The following is an 18,451-nucleotide window of genomic DNA, read 5'->3' as shown; positions in this document are numbered from 1 at the left end:
TTTATAGTCCCTCCAATGCCGCCAATAAAGCTTTGGCTTTTTGCAATGATTCTAACCATTCCTTGGCGGGATCACTGTCTGCCACAATGCCGGCTCCCACTTGTCCTGTCACTTGTCCAGAGGTGAATAACAGGGTGCGAATGAGAATATTTAAATCTAAGTTCCCCCGTTGATCCCAGTAGCCACAGGAACCGTAAAACAAACTCCGCCGCACTGGTTCTAATTCTTCAATAATTTCTAAACAACGTATTTTGGGACAGCCGGTAATGGTGCCACCGGGAAACAAAGCTTTGACCAAATCTACTCCGGTTTTATCTGGTTGTAAAATGCCTTTTACATTACTAACTAAATGGGACACATGGCTATAGCGCTCGATCGCCAATAATTCATCTACTTCCACCGTTCCCCAGGTACAGACCCGGCCGAGGTCATTGCGTTCTAAATCCACCAACATGATATGTTCTGCCAACTCTTTGGTGTTAACCAGCAACTCCTGCAATAATTGTTCATCCTCCGCCAGATTTTTGCCCCTTGCCCTAGTGCCAGCAATGGGTCTAGTTTGGGCCACATTGCCTTCTAACTTAACTAATCTTTCCGGAGAACAACTAACCACATCTCCCCACGGCGATCGCCAGTAACTAGCGAAAGGAGAAGGATTGATAGTTTGTAGATGTTGATAGACCTGCCAACTGTTAAGCTTTTGCTCAGTTTTAGCAATGAAACGTAGTGTTAAATTAGCTTGAAAAATATCTCCGGCTTTAATATATTGTTTCGCTTGATTGACCATGGTTTCGTACTGATCTTGGTCAGTGGTATAGGTCAAATTTAAGGGAGGCACTTGAGGCGATGAAACTGAGTTGATTTTATCTGCTAACTGAGTTTGAAAAAACTTAATTTTCTCCTGGTCGGTAGTAGCTAACCATAATAATTGCTCTTGATGATCTAAAATTACAAAATTTTCAGGCTCGTACCAATAGGCCACCGGAAAAGGTAAATCATCAGCTTTTGAATAAGGTAATTTTTCAATTGCCCAAGCAGTGTCGTAACCTAACCAGCCTAACCAACCGCCATGGAAAGGTAAATGTTCAGGAATATTTTTTGTCAAATTTACATCATGATTACATGGGCAAAGTTGGTTTAAAAAGCTAAAAATCTCTTCCGGCTTAGGAGTCCATAACCTACCCTTTCTCGGTTGGCCGGCACAGAGGGAATAACGGCCTAAATGGGGATGATCCGGTGAAGCAGGATAGGGACTTTCTAGTAGGGTGGCGATGCCTTGATGACCAAATAATTGACTAAAAATTTCACTGCCCGTGCGGCCTTCTAGGGGCAAACAACACCAATGCCAGGGTTGGAGTTCCATCAGGCCATGCCTCCCCACAGGATCCGAGCCCCCCAAAATAAAATCAAAGTTCCCAGCACCAACCAATCCGCCCGAACAATGCGCAATTGATGCCACTGAACTTGATGCTCGTTGGGAGTGGTGAAGCCCCGCACTTCCATGGCGATCGCCATTTGTTCTGCCCGCAATAAAAGGTTTTCTAGTAATCTTTCCACCACTAAAATCCAGATTTGAGCGCTCCGTTTAATGCCCAGTTTTTTCCAATTAATGGCCCTAGTGCGAATGGAACGGAATAGATTTTGAATTTCTTCCATCACCAAGGGGATAAATCGTAAAGCAAGGGTCAAAATTAAGGTGATTTCTGTAATGGGTAATTTAAAGCGCCGTAGGGGAGCCATTAATTCTTCTAGTCCAGCGGTAATTTCCTCCGGGGCAGTGGTGAGCAAATATAAATTGGTGCTATAAACCAGGGTAAAAATCAAAGTGCTAATGCGAATTCCCAACTCCAAAGAGCGGCGAGTAACTAATAATCTGCCCCATTCAAATAAAACGTACTGGTATGAGGTCGGGGATACCACAATTTCACTGGTAGGCGATCGGGGTTGTTCTAACACAGTGAAACCGTCGGGACTAAAGGTAGTTAACAGGAAAATTAGGCCAGAAAAAAATACCAGTAAGCCCATTTGTTGCTTCCATACCCGCCAGGGAATACGGACTGCAAAGGTTAATAGAATTAGAAAAATGACAATGCCAAGGCGCCAAATAGCGTTGGCCAACACTGGGGCTAACAAAAAACTCATTAGCCAAGCTAGTTTTACCCTGGGATCAAGGCGGTGCAACCAAGTCACCGGATTTTCCAAATACAAGCCGATGGGTAAAGACCGCATCAAGTCCATAGCAAGGCCCGCCCTACAACAATTGCTTCCCTAGCATTTTGCCACAATCCCATCAGCGGGGGATTTTCCCTATTTCCCCAGTGCCCCACTCAAACTCTGGGCGATCGCCGTTAACTGGGCACAGGCCTTTAGGGAACCTTGGATTAAATGACCTGCGGCCAAGGGACGGCGCAATAAAGCTTTAGCTAAGGGTAAGGGTTGCAAAGCCCCCTGCTCAGTAAAAACTCCGTTGAGATCCGGTAAATCCTGGGTCATGGTGTCGCTCACCACCCGCAAAATGGCCACAGGAATTTGTTTTGCTTCCCCAAAAGCCAACACCGCTGTATTTTCCATATCCACCACCTGGGCACCGGATTTTTTTCCCAACAGTTCTTTTTCCTCCCCCCGACAAACCACCTCCGACACGGTAATGCCTCTCACTGCGGGAATCTGCCACTCTGGCCCCAGTAAATGGTTAACCCGGTCCATCAAACGACGATCGCCAACGTATTCTTGTCGCTGACCATGGTTCCCACTCTCCCAATATTGACATTGCTCTACCCAAAGGGCCTGGCCAATGCCGTAATCAGCAGATAAACTCCCAGTCACCCCCATCACCAATAAACCTTGGGGCTTTTCACTTTTCGCCCAGGTTTGGGCCAGATTTGCCAAAAAAGATTGCACCGCTGTGGCCCCCACTGGCATCGCCTGCAAATATATCTGGTCAGTTTTTCCCAACCCCTTGGCGATCGCCTGAGCTTCAGTGCCCTGGGGAGCAAGAATCCACCAAGGGACAGAGTGGGGATTGAGGTCGGCTGAAATCATATGTTAACCTTAACTCTTGCAAATAATTCTTATTTAAAGTACCGTTTAAATACTTGCTTTAAACAGTTTAGATCTGAATCAGGTCTGAGTTTTAAACGGGATCAGTCCTCCCACTATTGTTGCTGCTTTTTTGCCCCTGGTTCCTATGACAGTCGCCCAATTTTCTCCCGTTGCCCGCCTTTCCATAGAAGACTCTGTTTTAACGGTACAGGACTTAGGCAAAAGCTTCCGGGGGCAATCCACCCCAGTACTCCAGAAAATCAACTTTAATCTAGCGCCAGGGGAAATTCTGGGACTATTAGGACCATCGGGTTGTGGCAAGACAACTTTGTTGAGAATCATTGCAGGCTTTGAAACCCCCACCAGTGGCACCGTTCATTTGGAGGGGGATTGTGTTTCTGGGGAAAATGGACTCACTCCCCCAGAACAGCGTCAAACAGGCATGGTCTTTCAGGATTACGCCCTGTTTCCTCACCTCACCATTACCGACAATATCGCCTTTGGCCTGCGCCATAAATCCCAAAAATTGAACCGTCAACAAATCCAAGGGCGGGTGGCAGAGGTGCTCCATTTGGTGGGATTAACGGGACTGGAAAAACGCTATCCCCACGAACTATCCGGTGGTCAACAACAACGCATTGCCCTGGCCCGGGCTTTGGCCCCTAAACCTAACCTAATTTTGTTGGATGAACCCCTCAGTAATCTGGATGTGCAAGTGCGCCAAAGGTTACGCCATGAAATCCGCCATATCCTCAAAGCCACCGGTACGGCCGCTATTTTTGTCACCCACGATCAGGAAGAAGCCATGGCCATTTCCGATCGCATTGGGGTGATGTATCGGGGGAACTTGGAGCAAATCGGCACCCCAGAGGAAATTTATCGATCGCCTGCTTCCCGTTTTGTGGCGGAATTTGTTACCCAGGCCAATTTTGTTCCGGCCCAGCGACAGGGAACACTTTGGGCCACGGAGTTTGGCCAATGGCCTTTAACTTTCCAAGGCATTCAGCCTGAATTGCCCTCAGTGGGGGAACTAATGTTGAGGGAAGAGGAAATTGAACTGAGCCCCGCCAGTGATGGCCCAGTGGTCATCCGCGATCGCCAATTTTTGGGCCGGGAATACCGCTACTGCTTGGAAACCCCGGCCGGTCGACAGATTCATGCCCGTACTTCTTTGCAAACGGTAATTCCGGTGGGCAGTCGGGTCAACTTAACTCCCACCAATCCCTGTCCTCCCCTATTTGCCCAGGGCTGAGGCAATTTAATTCAAATTTAATTCAATGGTATGTGTTAGTCAGTTAACGTTCTAGAATGGGCGGTGTTGTGGCCCCACCATTGCCGTGAGTGAATCTCCCTTAACCATTGTCATTGTTGATGAGGATCCCGTGTTTCGCCTGGGATTGATCACCGTGCTGGGGAGGGAGACCGGTGTGCAAGTGTTGGGGGAAGGAGAAACCCTGGACGATCTGCGGCAACAGCTAGAAACCCTAGCTCCCAGTATTTTATTGATCGACCCCCAGTTTCCCCGCCGCTCCCAATCTGCCTGGCCCCTCCTACGGCAATTGAGCAGTGCTTACCCCCAGGTCAAAATTTGCTTGCTCACCGCTAGTTTGGAATACGATCAACTACTGGCGGCCAAAACCCAGGGCATTGCGGCCTACTTTCCCAAAGGAACGGCGATCGCCGACTTGGTAACGGGCTTAAAACAGGTTCATTTTGGGCAAACCTGCTGGCCTAGTTTGCAAACCGTCAATGCGCCCCCCCTGAGCCTGTGGGAAAAGTTGATCTGGCCCCTGTTCCGGGACGGATTAGGACAAATTGAACAAAGCCTCCAACAAGTCCAGAAGAGTTTACAGGTACCATCCCTATCGGACTTTGACCGACTATTTTGGCGGGGCAGAGAAAGAGAACTGAAATTTGCCCAGTGGTTAGTGCGGAATTTATTGCCCCAGCGCCTCAAAACCTGGCATAAAGCGACTAATATCCTGACTGCCACCACCACCGTCTTGCCCCCTTCTCCCCCCAGTCCCCGCCGTTCTGGAGTTAGGACCATTACTCTGCGTCCCCCCAGCAACCTCACTGCCCTGGGACAAATTCTCCAACAAATGCCCCTACAGGTGGAAAACCTTACCGCCATCCCCCTGGAGTTGGACATTCTCCAACCCCTTAAACGTCAGGAACTTCTTTCCTTGGGGCAACAACAACTGGAAACCACCATTAACGAACTCAAAGCTCTACGGATTACCCCAGCCCAGTTGCCAGAAAATTGCCTATCCATTGTGGCGGAAATGTGGCGGTCTTTAAGCCTGACCTTTTTTGGTAAATACTGTCAGCCCAAAAGCGAGTTTAGCCTTGAGCAAATCCAGTCTTTATTGGAAGTCTACCAGCCCATTATTTGCCGGGAAAAATTGGTTAAAATTCCCTTTGTTGTGCCCCTGTTTCACCATCTTCTTTTTGGCGAGCCCCTGGTGGTAAATCAAAAGGCATACCCCTTAGGCTCCACGGAAGCGCAACAATATAGTGACCTATACGCCCAGAATTTAGTTATTCAATTGGCTAACAGCACCATGGTTTTCATTTTGAACTATTTTGCTGACCATGAAGCCATTAAACTTGCCCTTTATGAATACTCCATGCTTTCTTCTCGGCAAGTAGCCCGGTTCCGTAATGATCTAGCTTGGTACTATCAATTTAGCCGTTACTGGCTTAATCCCAAACAAATTTTTGAAAGTCAACATACCCTGTTGTATCTCACCCCCGCCGGGATTGTGACCACCCAGGTTTATGCTCCTCGGCAACAGGAATTAACCCAACTAAGGGCAGTACCTTGGTTTGTCACCATCGTCCTGGAATGTCGCGACGCTCTTTCTCCCCGTGTCAGATCGGTGATTGAATTTGTGGGCAACGGTCTGGTATTTTTGCTAACCCAAGTGGTTGGCCGGGCGATCGGGCTGGTGGGGAAAGGCATTATCCAGGGTATTGGCAATACCTGGCAGGAAAGCCGCAGTCAACAAAAGCGTTCTAACTGATCTCCGTAGGCCTGGCTCTGATTCAATACGGCAGTTTAGCTTAACGATGGCGGAAGCAATTAGACAAAAATTAATTTCTAGCAAAGCTTTGTAACTACTTTCTTGCCTGCGATTAAATTAGCTATGCTTGTGGCTACTTACTCAATTTACTTAGAATAATCCTAATTTACCTAAATCTAACCTCAAATTTACTCTATATTTTCAGCTAATAAAATGATCTCCTCTGCCGCTACTTTTCGTCAACATCAAGAGATTTTAGTCATTGCCACCCAGGGCAAAAGTCTCCATAATTTCAACAGCAAAATTCAGGCAGTGGTGCAACATTCCGGCGTTAAAACAGGACTTTGCACCGTATTTGTACGCCATACTTCCGCCTCGTTAATTATCCAAGAAAATGCTGACCCCGATGTGTTGACGGATCTGGCCATTTTCTTTGCCCAATTGGTGCCAGAGGATGGTCGTCGTTACCGCCATAGCACAGAGGGTTTGGACGATATGCCTGCCCATATCCGGTCTGCCTTAACCAAGACCAGTGAGCACATTCCCATTGTCAATGGTCGTTTAGGCTTGGGAACCTGGCAAGGAGTTTTTCTCTGGGAGCATCGGCAACGGCCCCATCAACGGGAAGTAATTGTCCACGTCAGCGGTGAAGTTTAACTCCATTGCTGACTAAATCTAACCTTCATAAACGGGGATTTGCTTTCCTTGCCCTATCAGGGAGGAGTAGTTCCCTTAGCTATGGAAGAACGATTAACTAACCGGAAGTTGGAGAGTTTCCGCACAGAGCCACAGAGCTCGGGGCACGTGGAAGCACCCTTTCCATTTCCCCCCTTTTAGGTTGAGTAACACCTCTCCCCGGCGATTCAGGTAGCCAAACCATTCCCCATACTCAGGATCGGCGAAATGACTCCAGGCGTAATCATGGACCCGCTCAAACCATTGCCAACATTTTTCTTGGCCAGTGGCTTGGTGGCCCTTGGCTAGGGCAACCAGGGTTTCCAAATGTACCCACCAGAGCTTTTGGTCCCATTCCAGTTGTTGGGGAGGGTGGCCCTGGCGATCAAGGAAATAAAATATGCCACCAAATTCTTCATCCCAGGCATATTCCAGGGTGTTCAACACCACTGCAATGGCTTGCTCCTGTAACTGGCGATCGCCGGAGCGTTGGGCAATGTCCATCATGAACCACATGGCTTCAATGCCGTGTCCTGGGTTGAGCAACCGCCCTTCAAAACTATCAACAAATTCTCCTGTGGGGGTCACCGCTTCCCGCATTAATCCTATTTCTGGGTCGAGGAAATCCGTCATCACTTCTCTGACGGTTTGGGCCAACACCTCTTCCACGGTAGTAGGCGGTAATAACCATTCCATCTCCAGGGTGAGGTTGGCTAAAATCATCGGCACCGCCAGGGATTTGAGGGGTCTAGTACCTGGATAGGACTTCTCGTATTGACCTTTGGGATTGTGCTGACGGCGTAGGACGTTATTGTAGGCCTGCAGGGCAATGGCTTTAGCTTCCTGCGCCCCACTGGCTAAGGCATATTGACTAAAGGCCATGGCGGCGAAGCAATCGGAAAAAACGTTATAGGGTTGACGCAGGGGTTTGCCTTCCTGATCCAAAGCAAAATACCAATTACCGTCTTGATCTCGGCCGTGGCGAGCTAAAAAATCAGCACCATGGCGGGCAATTTCTAACCATTGGGGTTTTGGTTCCAAACGGTTGTAGAAAACGGCAAACTGCCATACCTGACGGTTTTGTAACCAAATGAATTTATCTGTGTCAAAAACCTGGCCTTTACGGTCTAAGCAGGTAAAGTAACCGCCCCCCTGGCGATCGAGGGAATATTTTTCCCAAAAGGGCAATACGTCCTGGTGTAAAGCCTGGTAATATTGCTGGGCTAACTCCTGACGGCGATGGGCAATCATACAATTAAACTATTAACTATGTGATGGATGGCGGTGCGCAATGGCTCAGTTTTCAGACAACAACACAACATAGCACGACTGGGCAAAAAGCCAATTTTGTCCCCCGGGAGTCGGTTATTTTTTTACTGCGGCCGATAACTGTGAAAATTTGTTAAAAATCCTTACGTTGTTAATAAAAAGCGGGATTAATTTCATTCTTTAAACCATCATTAAATAAAGAAGGCATTTTTTCTTCCCCGCCCAGTGTTGCCTGCCATGATTTGTTTCCCCCGTCCCATTTTTCCTTTCTTAACGGCGATCGCCACCGTTGGTTTCTGCACTTTCGGCCCTGGCCTAGGGGGAGTTTTACCCAGTCAGGCGGCCCTTACCCCTCCTTTCATTGCCCAGGAACAAAATTCTGCCGCCGCCATAGAACAAAAGTTGCTAGAGGGGTTCGATGAACTGGAAAGTGGTTCTCCCCTCAAGGCGATCGCCATTTTTACCCAGGTAATCGACACCGATGACCAGAATGCCGATGCCTATAATTTGCGGGGGGTAGCCTATATGGTGATCGAACAGTACACCGATGCCCTGGCGGACTTTGACCAGGCCATTGCCCTAAACCCTAAGGACCCAGCCATCTATTTCAATCGGGCTAACGTCCACGGAGTACTCAATAATTACCAAGGGGCGATCGATGACTGTAGCCAGGGAATCTTGCTTGATCCCCAGGATGTAGATCTTTTAATCTGTCGTGGTCAAGCCCAATTGGGGTTAGAACAACCACGCCAGGCCATTCCCGATTTTGACCGAGCCATAGAGCTTGATCCCCGTTCTGAGGAAGCCCATTATTTTCGCGGGCTAGCCTATGCCATGGTGAACAATTACGAACGGGCCTTGGCTGATTTAAATCGCACCATTCGCCTCAATCCTTACAATGCTGATGCGTTTATTCTCCGGGCCGGTATCCGGTCGGAACAGGGGGAAGTGGAGGAATCCTTGGAAGACATGATCCAGGCAATTAATTTGCTTGATCGCCAGGGAGAATCAGAAAGGGCGACAGAAATTCGTCAATTGTTGGGTTATTAATCCCATCGCCAAGGGACAAAGGCGAAAATCAGCAATTCCTGACCGGGGTTGAAGGACCAATAATTAACCCCGAGCAGAACTGCTATGATTGGCCTCTGAGTTTGAGAATGTGGCAGGCTTTTCCTATGGCTGACTGGCAGGTAATTGAGGGCAACATCACCGCCCCCAAAGGTTTTAAGGCGGCAGGCATCACGGCGGGACTAAAACCGTCCGGTTCCCCCGATTTAAGCCTGATTTACTCCGAAACTGAGGCGATCGCCGCGGGAGTTTTTACCACCAGTCAGGTGCGGGCAGCCTGTGTGGACTATTGTCGCCAAAGGTTACAGGCTAAGGCCAGCGCTAGGGCTATTTTGGTGAACTCTGGCCAAGCCAATGCCGGCACGGGCAAACAGGGCTGGGACGATGCGGTGGAGTCGGCCCAACTGCTGGCCCAGGGGCTAAACATTTCCCCCGAAAGTATTCTGCTCGCTTCCACTGGTGTCATTGGCCAACGCATCAAAATGGAGCAGTTACGCCAGGGCATTACCCCATTAATTCAATCCCTTGCCCCCAATGGCGGCGATAAGGCGGCGAGGGCCATTATGACCACGGATTTGGTGCCTAAAACCATCGCCCTGGAAACAGAAATTGATGGTCGCCCGGTGAGGATGGGGGGCATTGCCAAGGGCTCTGGCATGATTCACCCCAACATGGCCACCATGCTAGCTTTTGTCACCTGTGATGCGGCGGTTTCCACCGCCCTCTGGCAGCAGATGCTCAGTCGGGCCACCCAAAAAACCTTTAACCAGGTGACTGTGGACGGGGACACCAGCACCAATGATAGTCTCTTTGCCCTAGCCAATGGGGAATCCCGCACCGCCGCCATTACGGAAATGGGCCCCAACGCCGAGAAGCTGGAAGCCATGCTCACTGCTGTGTGCCAACATTTGGCCAAGGCGATCGCCAGGGATGGGGAAGGGGCTACCTGTTTGATGGAAATTCAAGTCACTGGGGCCCCGGATGATCAATCTGCCAGGGCCGTGGCCAGAACCATTGCCGGTTCTTCCCTAGTTAAATCCGCCGTATTTGGTCGGGATCCCAACTGGGGACGCATTGCCGGGGCAGCGGGGCGAGCTGGAGTTAAATTTGACCAAAATAATCTACTGATTAAATTGGGCAACTACGTACTTATGGACCAGGGCCAACCCCTAGAATTTGATCGCCCTGGAGCGAGCAACTACCTCAAGCAGGCCGCTTCTGGCGCTTATCTAGAACAGGACACAGTACTAATTCAGGTGGATCTAGGTACTGGTTCGGGGCAAGGAACCGCTTGGGGCTGTGATTTGAGCTATGACTATGTCCGGATCAATGCGGATTACACGACCTGATCTGTTGGGTCGCTGGGATAAAATCTAGTCCTATTGCCTCGCCCTGTTGTTAGACTAGTGCCCATGACCCGTTCCATCCCTAAAATCCGTGAGCAGTTAACTCAGATCGAAAATCAAACGGCCATTCTGGGGCATCACTTTGCCGCCACCTATGACCAGTATGCCCAGCGTCTGGGACAGATTCTCCAACAGCAGGGGGTCTATGCCGTCTATCAGATTTGTACCCAAATTTATCCCGATGCTTTTCTCCAGCTAGATTACAATCCCCGTCATAAATTTCAGACCCAATTACGCACGGCGATCGCCAAATTTTATGAGCAACTGCTAGCAAACTTGGAAAAAGAAGGAATTTTTCTGGACTCTTCCCGCCAGGAACAGATTGTGGAGGAACCAGAGAACACCCCAGAGGAAACGGAAGAATTGATCCTATTGGGGAGCGATGGAGAGGTTCCAGAGGAGGAAAAACCCGAAGATAGCAATATTCCGGACTTACAGGAAATCAAAGACTTTCTCAGTCAAGCCCTACAGAAAGAAGGCCTATCCCTAGAAATGCTATTGCCCCAGGGGATGGGGTCTACGGAAGCCAAAGTACCGACCGTGATTAAAACTCCTGAGGATTTACAAAAATGGCATTTACAGGTGGAAAAAGTCCTGCACCGTAGTGTGGTAGCCCTGTCGATGAACATTAACCGTTTGCTCACTGCTAGTAAAATTATTCCTCCCAATCTGCCCCTCCATATTCTAGAAATGGCCCTACAGTCGGAGGATGACCGGCTAGCCCCCAACCGAGAAAAAATGCCCCACGTGGTCAATTTATTGATCGAAAAAGCTCAAAAACCCGAGTCGGACAATGTCTCCCCACCGCCTACTGACCAAGGGGAGGATGATACGGAAAACGATGATGATGACGATGAAGATCTTTCTCCAGAGGCCCTAGAGGAATTGATTCACCGGTCAAAACGGGGACAAATTAGTCGTTTGACAGCCCTGAATTTGCGGCTCAAGGATCTGGAATTTGCTGACGTTAATCTGGGATTAATTCGCAAACAAATTCACACCTATCTCAAGGATTTAAATAAACTGGAAAAACAATATCGTCAGTTAGAGCGGCAGCAGGTGACGGCCAAGGCAGAATTAGCCTGGCGTAGTACGTGGCAAAATCAAGATAATGGTGGAGCTTAGTACCCCAGTTATCCTCTGGGAACTGGCAGCGGTTGGCGAAAAGTTGCACACAATTCCCCCAGTATGATCAGAGCTTTAGAGGACTAATTGGGGACAATACCTAATTTTGTCAATACTTTCTTCGGTGACATTAGAGAGTGTTTTAAAAGCCCCCCGACCCCCCAAATTTAAGGGAAAACTGAGTGAAAGTCCCCCAGTATTGTCGGAGCTTCAGTGAGGAAATTTAGGGGGCGGAATAAAACTTTCCAAACACGCTCTTAAAGATTCCTGTGATCCAACAATGACAATTGTTAGGTATCCCTGTAAATTGTCAACTGTTTTAAGTTTTAGACTTTGGTAGCCCGGTTGCGACTACCCTCCATTTCCCTCACTTTTTTACCCCGCCAGAATAATCGAATGGGGGAGCCAAAAAAGCCCAGTTGTTTACGGAATTGCTTTTCAATGTAACGGCGGTAATTATCGTTAAACCGGTTGGGATCATTAACAAATAAGGCGATCGCCGGTGGTTGGGTCGAAACCTGGGTTCCGTAATAAATTTTGCCCTGTTTACCTTGGCGAGTGGTGGGGGGAGAATGCCAACTAACGGCTTCTTCCAACACTTCATTGATTACAGCGGTGGTGACCCGACGGCGATGTTCCTGGGCGGCAATATCCACACAATCAAGGATTTTTTGCACCCTTAGGCCGGTTTGGGCACTGACAAAAATCATTTCGGCCCAATCCATAAAATAAAGCCTAGCCATTAACTGTTCCCTGTGCTCGTAGATGGTGTAGGAATCTTTTTCCACCGCATCCCATTTATTTATCACCAGCACCACTGCTCGGCCATCTTCAATGATGCGCCCCGCCAATTTCAAATCCTGCTCCGTTACCCCATCCAAAACATCTAGTACAAATAACACCACATCGGCCCGGCGAATGGCCTTAAAAGCCCGGTTAATGCCAAAAAATTCGGCGCCATAGTCCACATTCTTTTTCCGCCGAATGCCTGCCGTATCAATTAAGCGATATTTCTGCCCGTTGCGCTCCACCACCATATCGATGGCATCCCTAGTAGTGCCGGAAATGGGGCTGACAATAGCCCGTTGTTCCCCGGTTAATGCGTTGAGCAAGCTGGATTTACCCACATTGGGACGACCAACGATCGCCACTTTGATCTCATCTTCTTCCGGCTCCTCTTGGGGGGCGGGCAAATATTCCAACAGGGCATCAAGTAAATCGCCCGTACCACTGCCGTGGATGGCCGACATGGGATAGGGTTCCCCCAGCCCCAAATGCCAAAATTCCGCCGCCTGGATAGCACCTTGGTCGGGGGATTCACACTTATTCACCGCCAAAATGACCGGAACGGATTGTTGCCGGAGCCATTGGGCAATCTCTTCATCGCTGGCAGTGGGCCCCTGTTGGCCGTCTACCACAAAAATAGCTGCCTTCGCTTCCGCTAGAGCTAGGTTAGCCTGTTCTCGAATTTCGGGTAAAAATTCGCTGTCATCGTTGAACACTAACCCCCCCGTATCCACCACTTGGAAGTCTCGGTCTCGCCAAAAAGCTGGACGATAGGTACGGTCCCTCGTGATGCCGGGTTGATCATGGACAATGGCTTGTTGGTTGCCGGCTAAACGATTAACGAAGGTGGATTTACCCACATTGGGGCGGCCGATAATGGCGACGATGGGAAGGGACATAAAAAATTTAAAGGCAAAAAATTGAGAATAAGTGAAGAGAAATCCGTGGCTTTGTGGTGATCGCCGTTGAATAAGTTTAGAGAAAAGGGGAAAATTAAGTATTCCGAACTTAAATTAAAGTTAATGCGTATTTGAAAGAATAGGGATATTATGTCTTCTAATTGGTGTGAGTTTTGAGTGAGGAACAACCGCATGACTTTCAAAAAGCCGGCCCAGATGCTTGGTCTTCTAGGAGCATGGTTAGTGCTTGGGGCCTGGAGCAGTAACACGGATCACCATGGTATCAGTTCTCCGTCGGCTTTGGCTGATCCCCCATTTCCCAATCAAAAAATTTCCCCTGTCTTCACTCAAAACAATGATTACAGTTCTACTATTTCCTTTTCCCCTGCAACCCTAGTTAGCCAACGCCCCAGTCGATCCGGTGGTCGTTCCATTTTAATGGTCGAAGCAGAGGAGGATAATTTTGCCGTTCTCCAAGCCGTTACCCTCACCGTTGATAACGTAATTTTGCACATTAACGGGCAACAAACCGCCGCTGAGTTGACCCTAGATTCCCGCACCAATCGTTTAGCTCTGGTGGTAGAAGGGGTGAAATTAGCCGATTCCATCCCCATTAATCAAGATAATGCTGGCCCCGATGGCACTCTGATGAAACGTCGCCTCAGAATTAAACAATTAGACCGGGGTGTGGTGGAAGTTAGTCTTAATGCCCAGGAACAAAGTTGGACTGTCCGCTCCCATAACCAAGGTTTACTCCTAGCTCCCACGGCGATCGCCAACACAGCGGAAACCTTAGAAATTAAGGATGAGGTCAGTCAGGGGGAATTATCTCCTGAAGAAACTTTGATACTTTCCCAAACAACGGCGATCGACGGAGCAAGGGTAGAAGAAACAAGTGTGGAGACAACCACTACTGAATCTGCCCAGAATGGGATTACAGAAGAATCTTCTGACCTTAACCAAACCAATGGCCTCGACATTATTACTGGCCCCATTGAGCCAACAATTTCTTCCGAAGAAAGTACTGTAAACGTTCTAGAAACCCAGAGAGAAAATGATAGTAATCAAGAAAAATTGGCAGTAGTTCAAACTGATCAAATAGAAGTAACAGAAGTCGAAGTCACAGAAACCGAAACTCTGGATACTGTTGAATTTGTCCAAGAGGAAGTGGTAGAAGAATCTCCCCCAGAAGAATCTGAAATTACCACACCTTTATTGCGTCAACCCTTAAGAATATTAAACCTGCCCACCGCTAACCAGCTTTTGCAAGGACAGGTATTGGGCGCGTTTGGCCAAACCCAAACCTTTGGTGGGCCAGGCATGGGCAATCAAACCTATTTTATCTACGCTGATTGGGGACTCACTAACGACCTCCAAATAGGCTGGTCTTTCATGTACAACGACGACCCCACCTACAATGCCGTTAATGGAGCTTTTATCGAGCAGTTATATCAATCAACTGGTCCTAACTTAAAATACAACATTTACAGCGATGAAAATTGGGGTATCAGCGTTTTAGGCTCCATTGAACAATTCCAAATTTACAGTGGTCCTGGACTATTTAATAATGCTAATTCCCCCACCTTGAGTAGAACTGTTGCGGGAACTGTACAACTCCCCATTTCCTATAACTTGAGCGAACAGTTTCAGGTTACTTTTACGCCGGCAGTTAATATTTTTTCTGATAGTCTCAATAGCATTCCCTTTTACGGCACGGTCTTTAGCGTCGGATTGGGAGCAAATTGGCGCGTTTCCGAGCAACTTTCCCTTTTTGGCAATACCGTAGTTCCCTTATCCGGCGGTAATTCTATCAACACATCTAGGGAAATATCCAAAACCCCCATTTGGTCTGTCGGCGCTAATTACGCCTTTAGTAAAGCCGTCGGTTTTGAGTTGAGCTTAACTAACTCCTTTGGGGGCACCCCGGCCACTGGCATCTTAACTTTGCCCACCGCCGCCAATGAAATTCTATTGGGAGCCCAGTTTAAGATAGCTCCCCTTGCCAAAGAAATTTATCATGTTGACTATAACGACCGGCAAAAAAGATTATTGTTTGACTGGTTTACGCTAACTACTCCCTATGTTTTTCCCACCGATGATTTCGGCGTAAGGTTTACAGCGGATACCGGGGGCAGTATCGGCGGCGGGATCTTTTATAGCGTCTTGCAAAATTTCCAAATGGAGTTACTGCTCTCCTACATTGGCGGTTTTGATACCAAGTCGGTCATAGACTCATCCCAGGGAACCGCTACCCAATGGCGCCTAGGGGGCAAGCTTGCATTTTTAAACCAAGCCGATGGCGATCCCCTGTCAATTAGTGGCCGTTTAACTGGTGGTCGCGATATTAGTGAAGAAGAACAGGGATATTTTATGCTTGAATTTCCTTTTATGTATGAAGTCAATAATCAATTAGCTTTGCTCTTTTCTCCCAAGGCTGCAATAACCGGTGGCAAAACTCCTGTGGGATTGGGATTGGGGGCAAATTATCAAATTTCCCCTGTCATACAATTGATTGCTGAAATTACCCCCATCGTCACCGGGGAAAGACTAGTATGGTCTGCTGGTTTAAGACTATTCCCCCTGGAAAACTTGGCGATCGATTTAATGGGCACCAATGCCACCAGTCAGCTTGATTTAGGAGAATTGATAGCGGAGCCTGGCACCCGTTTCTCTGCCGGTATCCAGTGGCGCTTTGGCCAGGGCTCTAGTAAATAGCCAATCTCTTTCTTTTTTCCATCAGGGACACAAATGTTGAGTTTGAGTTTTCGATGATGGGGGAATTTAAGCTTTATGGCGGCTTTCCCCAATACCATTGGTCATGGCGCCCTATGCTTTGATGGATTCCCAAAAAGCACGGCCATGAATTGCGGGTTCGGGACAGAGCGGAAAAACCGATGTGCCGGTAGGGACTGCTAAAATTGTGGGGTCTTCAGGTCATGTCACCAGACAAATGATCTTAATTGACGGATTGGCGTAATCGGAAACAACCATGCGAATTTGGCCAGTGGTGCTGACAGGATTAGTTATCGTTTTCCTTTCCCTTGGTGGTGGTTGGGCTATGGCCCAGACGTGGGCTCCCCATGGTCAACCAGCCAATGATCTAATGGCCCAGGCAAGCATTCCCCAGAATTTGCCCCCAGTTATCCCTGATAATCCCCGTTCCGTCGATCCGATTCCTACCCGTTACCTTCCTGGTTTCGAGTCCTACATCGAAACCTGTACTGGCTGTCACATTGCCCTGCCACCGGAAGTCTTACCCCTGGATTCCTGGCAGGAGATTTTGCGTCGTCCGGATGTCCATTATGGGGTCAGCATTCCTAACATTAATCGCCTGACCCAATTGCTGATTTGGGATTATGTGAGTACGTTTTCTCGACCACTGCCTCCAAATAACCCAGTCCCCCTCTATGCGGAAAAATCACGCTTTTTCAAAGCTCTACATCCACGGGCCCCTATGCCGGAGGAAGTCACAAGTAAGACCTGTATCACCTGTCACCCCGGGGCAGAAGTTTTTGACTTTATTACGTTGTCTCCAGAATGGCAGGATGCTCCCTAGGGAAAAGCGGATCTGATGGGAAATCGTTTTGCCGTTTCTGAAAAACTGCCAATTTTGACCTAAGAAGCCAGCACTGAAGGGGGTTTGGCAAAAATCATCCGACCGGCGGAGGTTTGCAAAGCTGAAGTGACAATGACCTGCAATTCTGACCCTACATAGTTGCGCCCTTCTTCCACCACCACCATGGTGCCATCTTCTAGGTAACCTACTCCCTGGGAAGCTTCCTTGCCTTGTTTGATGATTTTTAGCTCCAGAGAATCCCCTGGTAGGTAAATGGGCCGCACTGCCTGGGCCAAATCGTTCACGTTGAGAATTTGGACTTTTTGCAAGTTGGCAACTTTGCTGAGGTTGTAATCATTGGTGAGCAAAATGCCATTGATTTCTTGGGCTAAATGGACTAATTTGGCATCCACCGTGGCAATGTCGTCATAGTCAGCGGAATGAATAACGATGCTTTCGGGAAAATCCGCCTGGATACTGCCGAGAATATCTAATCCCCTCCGGCCTCGCACCCGTTTTTGGTCATTGCTGGCATCGGCTAATTGTTGCAGTTCTGCCAAGACAAATTGGGGCACTAATACCTGCCCTTCAATAAAGCCGGTGGCTAATAGGGGCTCAATGCGACCGTCGATGATGCAACTGGTATCAACAACTTTAGGCGGGATGGGCTTGAGGGTGCCCTCGGCCAACAACATGGTTTCAATGCTGTTGGGGTTAATTAGGCGCATGAAGGTGCGGCCATGGGTGTCGGCCAAACTGATACCAAGAAAAGCAAAAACCACACTGCCAAACACTGCCAGGGTGGGCTTAATAAAGGAAAATTCCCCTGGAATGGGCAGTAGAAAGATGGGAGCTAGCATGAGATTAGCAATCAACAAACCAATTACCAAACCCACTGCCCTGGTAAGAATTGTCTCAATGGGAGTTTGTCGAATCTGATTTTCCAATCTGCGATAGGTGGTTTGGGCCACTAACCCGATCGCCAGACCAATAATGGACATGAAACCCGCCGCCAGCCAACGCAGGGCCTCCATGTTGGAAATTTGCATCTGTACGGAATCCGGTAACAGGTCCACCACGGCGAAGCCGACCCCTGCAAAGGTGAAAATGGAGAGGAGAATAATGACGGCGTCTAACATGGTGGAGTTATGAAACTGGCGTTGATAACTTGGAGGTGGCAGGAAGGGGGATGTTGACAAAAATTGTTCAATCTGGACGGACTTTCCCAATTGGTAACTTTTCCTGAAGTTCCATATATTATATCCGCCTGGCCTGAAACTGATGGGATACTATAATTGGTGAAGACCTCGTTTCTAACGCCATGAATGACAATACCACCGCCTCGCTTCGGGACTCTGAAAAAATAGAAGTTTCCATTCAGTTGGACTCGGATCTAATGGATCAAATTCAGCATTTGACCAATGAGCCAAATCGGGTAATTGAAATGGCTGTGAAGCAGTGGCTACGGGGTGAAAAACAACGGGACGATGAGCTAACCCGCAATTTACGCCGCAATCCCCCTGTTCCTCCCCGGGGAGAGTGGAACGACTAATTTTTTGACTTCCTACGGGAGAAATAGACCCCATGGTTGATTATGCT

At 48.4% G+C, this 18,451-nt stretch carries 15 protein-coding genes; 9 read left to right on the top strand and 6 right to left on the bottom strand.

The features are described from left to right. Position 1 precedes the first annotated feature (1 nt). The 3 genes from C7I86_RS08535 to C7I86_RS08525 form a co-directional block, all read right to left on the bottom strand. Positions 2-1,459 carry an anthranilate synthase component I gene (locus C7I86_RS08535; RefSeq protein WP_010872839.1) on the bottom strand — a complete coding sequence of 486 codons (1,458 nt, stop codon included), beginning with the start codon at positions 1,457-1,459 and terminating at the stop codon, positions 2-4. Continuing rightward, entirely contained in the window at positions 1,363-2,238 is an 876-nt protein-coding gene (locus tag C7I86_RS08530) for a CbiQ family ECF transporter T component (RefSeq protein WP_010872838.1), read from the bottom strand. Before C7I86_RS08530 ends, C7I86_RS08535 begins: the two co-directional genes overlap by 97 nt. 69 nt (positions 2,239-2,307) lie before the next feature. Then, on the bottom strand, positions 2,308-3,042 hold the full coding sequence (locus tag C7I86_RS08525) for a hypothetical protein (protein WP_010872837.1): 735 nt from the start codon (positions 3,040-3,042) through the stop codon (positions 2,308-2,310). A gap of 145 nt (positions 3,043-3,187) precedes the next feature. Between C7I86_RS08525 and C7I86_RS08520 the strand changes: the two genes are divergently transcribed. The 3 genes from C7I86_RS08520 to C7I86_RS08510 all read left to right on the top strand — a co-directional run bounded on the left by C7I86_RS08520 (position 3,188) and on the right by C7I86_RS08510 (position 6,725). Beyond that, positions 3,188-4,294 carry an ABC transporter ATP-binding protein gene (locus tag C7I86_RS08520; RefSeq protein ID WP_010872836.1) on the top strand — a complete coding sequence of 369 codons (1,107 nt, stop codon included), beginning with the start codon at positions 3,188-3,190 and terminating at the stop codon, positions 4,292-4,294. Positions 4,295-4,379: 85 nt separating this feature from the next. Next, entirely contained in the window at positions 4,380-6,068 is a 1,689-nt protein-coding gene (locus tag C7I86_RS08515; protein ID WP_010872835.1) for a DUF3685 domain-containing protein, read from the top strand. 213 nt (positions 6,069-6,281) lie between these two features. Beyond that, positions 6,282-6,725: a secondary thiamine-phosphate synthase enzyme YjbQ gene (locus C7I86_RS08510; RefSeq protein ID WP_010872834.1), complete on the top strand. Its 444-nt coding sequence runs from the start codon at positions 6,282-6,284 to the stop codon at positions 6,723-6,725. A gap of 93 nt (positions 6,726-6,818) precedes the next feature. On the opposite strand, the gene C7I86_RS08505 is transcribed toward C7I86_RS08510, so the two are convergent. Continuing rightward, on the bottom strand, positions 6,819-7,994 hold the full coding sequence (locus tag C7I86_RS08505) for an AGE family epimerase/isomerase (RefSeq protein ID WP_010872833.1): 1,176 nt from the start codon (positions 7,992-7,994) through the stop codon (positions 6,819-6,821). A 255-nt stretch (positions 7,995-8,249) separates the two neighbouring features. On the opposite strand from C7I86_RS08505, the gene C7I86_RS08500 reads away from it, so the two are divergent. The 3 genes from C7I86_RS08500 (at position 8,250) to C7I86_RS08490 (ending at position 11,611) form a co-directional block, all read left to right on the top strand. Then, complete coding sequence (locus C7I86_RS08500) at positions 8,250-9,062, top strand: tetratricopeptide repeat protein (RefSeq protein WP_020862355.1); 813 nt, start codon at positions 8,250-8,252, stop codon at positions 9,060-9,062. A 107-nt stretch (positions 9,063-9,169) separates the two neighbouring features. Beyond that, positions 9,170-10,429, top strand: coding sequence for a bifunctional ornithine acetyltransferase/N-acetylglutamate synthase (gene argJ / locus C7I86_RS08495; RefSeq protein WP_010872831.1), 1,260 nt, complete (start codon positions 9,170-9,172; stop codon positions 10,427-10,429). 63 nt (positions 10,430-10,492) lie between these two features. Next, positions 10,493-11,611: a hypothetical protein gene (locus C7I86_RS08490; protein WP_020862357.1), complete on the top strand. Its 1,119-nt coding sequence runs from the start codon at positions 10,493-10,495 to the stop codon at positions 11,609-11,611. 326 nt (positions 11,612-11,937) lie between these two features. Here the strand turns inward: C7I86_RS08490 and der are convergent, their stop codons facing one another. Beyond that, positions 11,938-13,296, bottom strand: coding sequence for a ribosome biogenesis GTPase Der (gene der, locus C7I86_RS08485; protein ID WP_010872829.1), 1,359 nt, complete (start codon positions 13,294-13,296; stop codon positions 11,938-11,940). Positions 13,297-13,488: 192 nt separating this feature from the next. On the opposite strand from der, the gene C7I86_RS08480 reads away from it, so the two are divergent. Together C7I86_RS08480 and C7I86_RS08475 are read left to right on the top strand one after the other, a co-directional pair. After that, positions 13,489-16,011 (top strand): DUF5777 family beta-barrel protein, encoded by a 2,523-nt coding sequence (locus C7I86_RS08480; protein ID WP_199303600.1) that lies wholly within the window; start codon positions 13,489-13,491, stop codon positions 16,009-16,011. Between the two features lie 274 nt (positions 16,012-16,285). Beyond that, the gene (locus tag C7I86_RS08475; RefSeq protein WP_010872827.1) at positions 16,286-16,852 is read left to right on the top strand and encodes a hypothetical protein; all 567 of its coding nucleotides are present in this window, start codon (positions 16,286-16,288) and stop codon (positions 16,850-16,852) included. A 59-nt stretch (positions 16,853-16,911) separates the two neighbouring features. Here the strand turns inward: C7I86_RS08475 and C7I86_RS08470 are convergent, their stop codons facing one another. After that, positions 16,912-17,991: a PIN/TRAM domain-containing protein gene (locus C7I86_RS08470; RefSeq protein WP_010872826.1), complete on the bottom strand. Its 1,080-nt coding sequence runs from the start codon at positions 17,989-17,991 to the stop codon at positions 16,912-16,914. 182 nt (positions 17,992-18,173) lie between these two features. Between C7I86_RS08470 and C7I86_RS08465 the strand changes: the two genes are divergently transcribed. Then, positions 18,174-18,404: a hypothetical protein gene (locus C7I86_RS08465; RefSeq protein WP_010872825.1), complete on the top strand. Its 231-nt coding sequence runs from the start codon at positions 18,174-18,176 to the stop codon at positions 18,402-18,404. Positions 18,405-18,451: the final 47 nt, after the last annotated feature.

The sequence above is a fragment of the Synechocystis sp. IPPAS B-1465 genome, from assembly GCF_003015225.1.
GTDB lineage: Bacteria > Cyanobacteriota > Cyanobacteriia > Cyanobacteriales > Microcystaceae > Synechocystis.
This window is presented reverse-complemented; position numbering and strand designations above follow the sequence as displayed.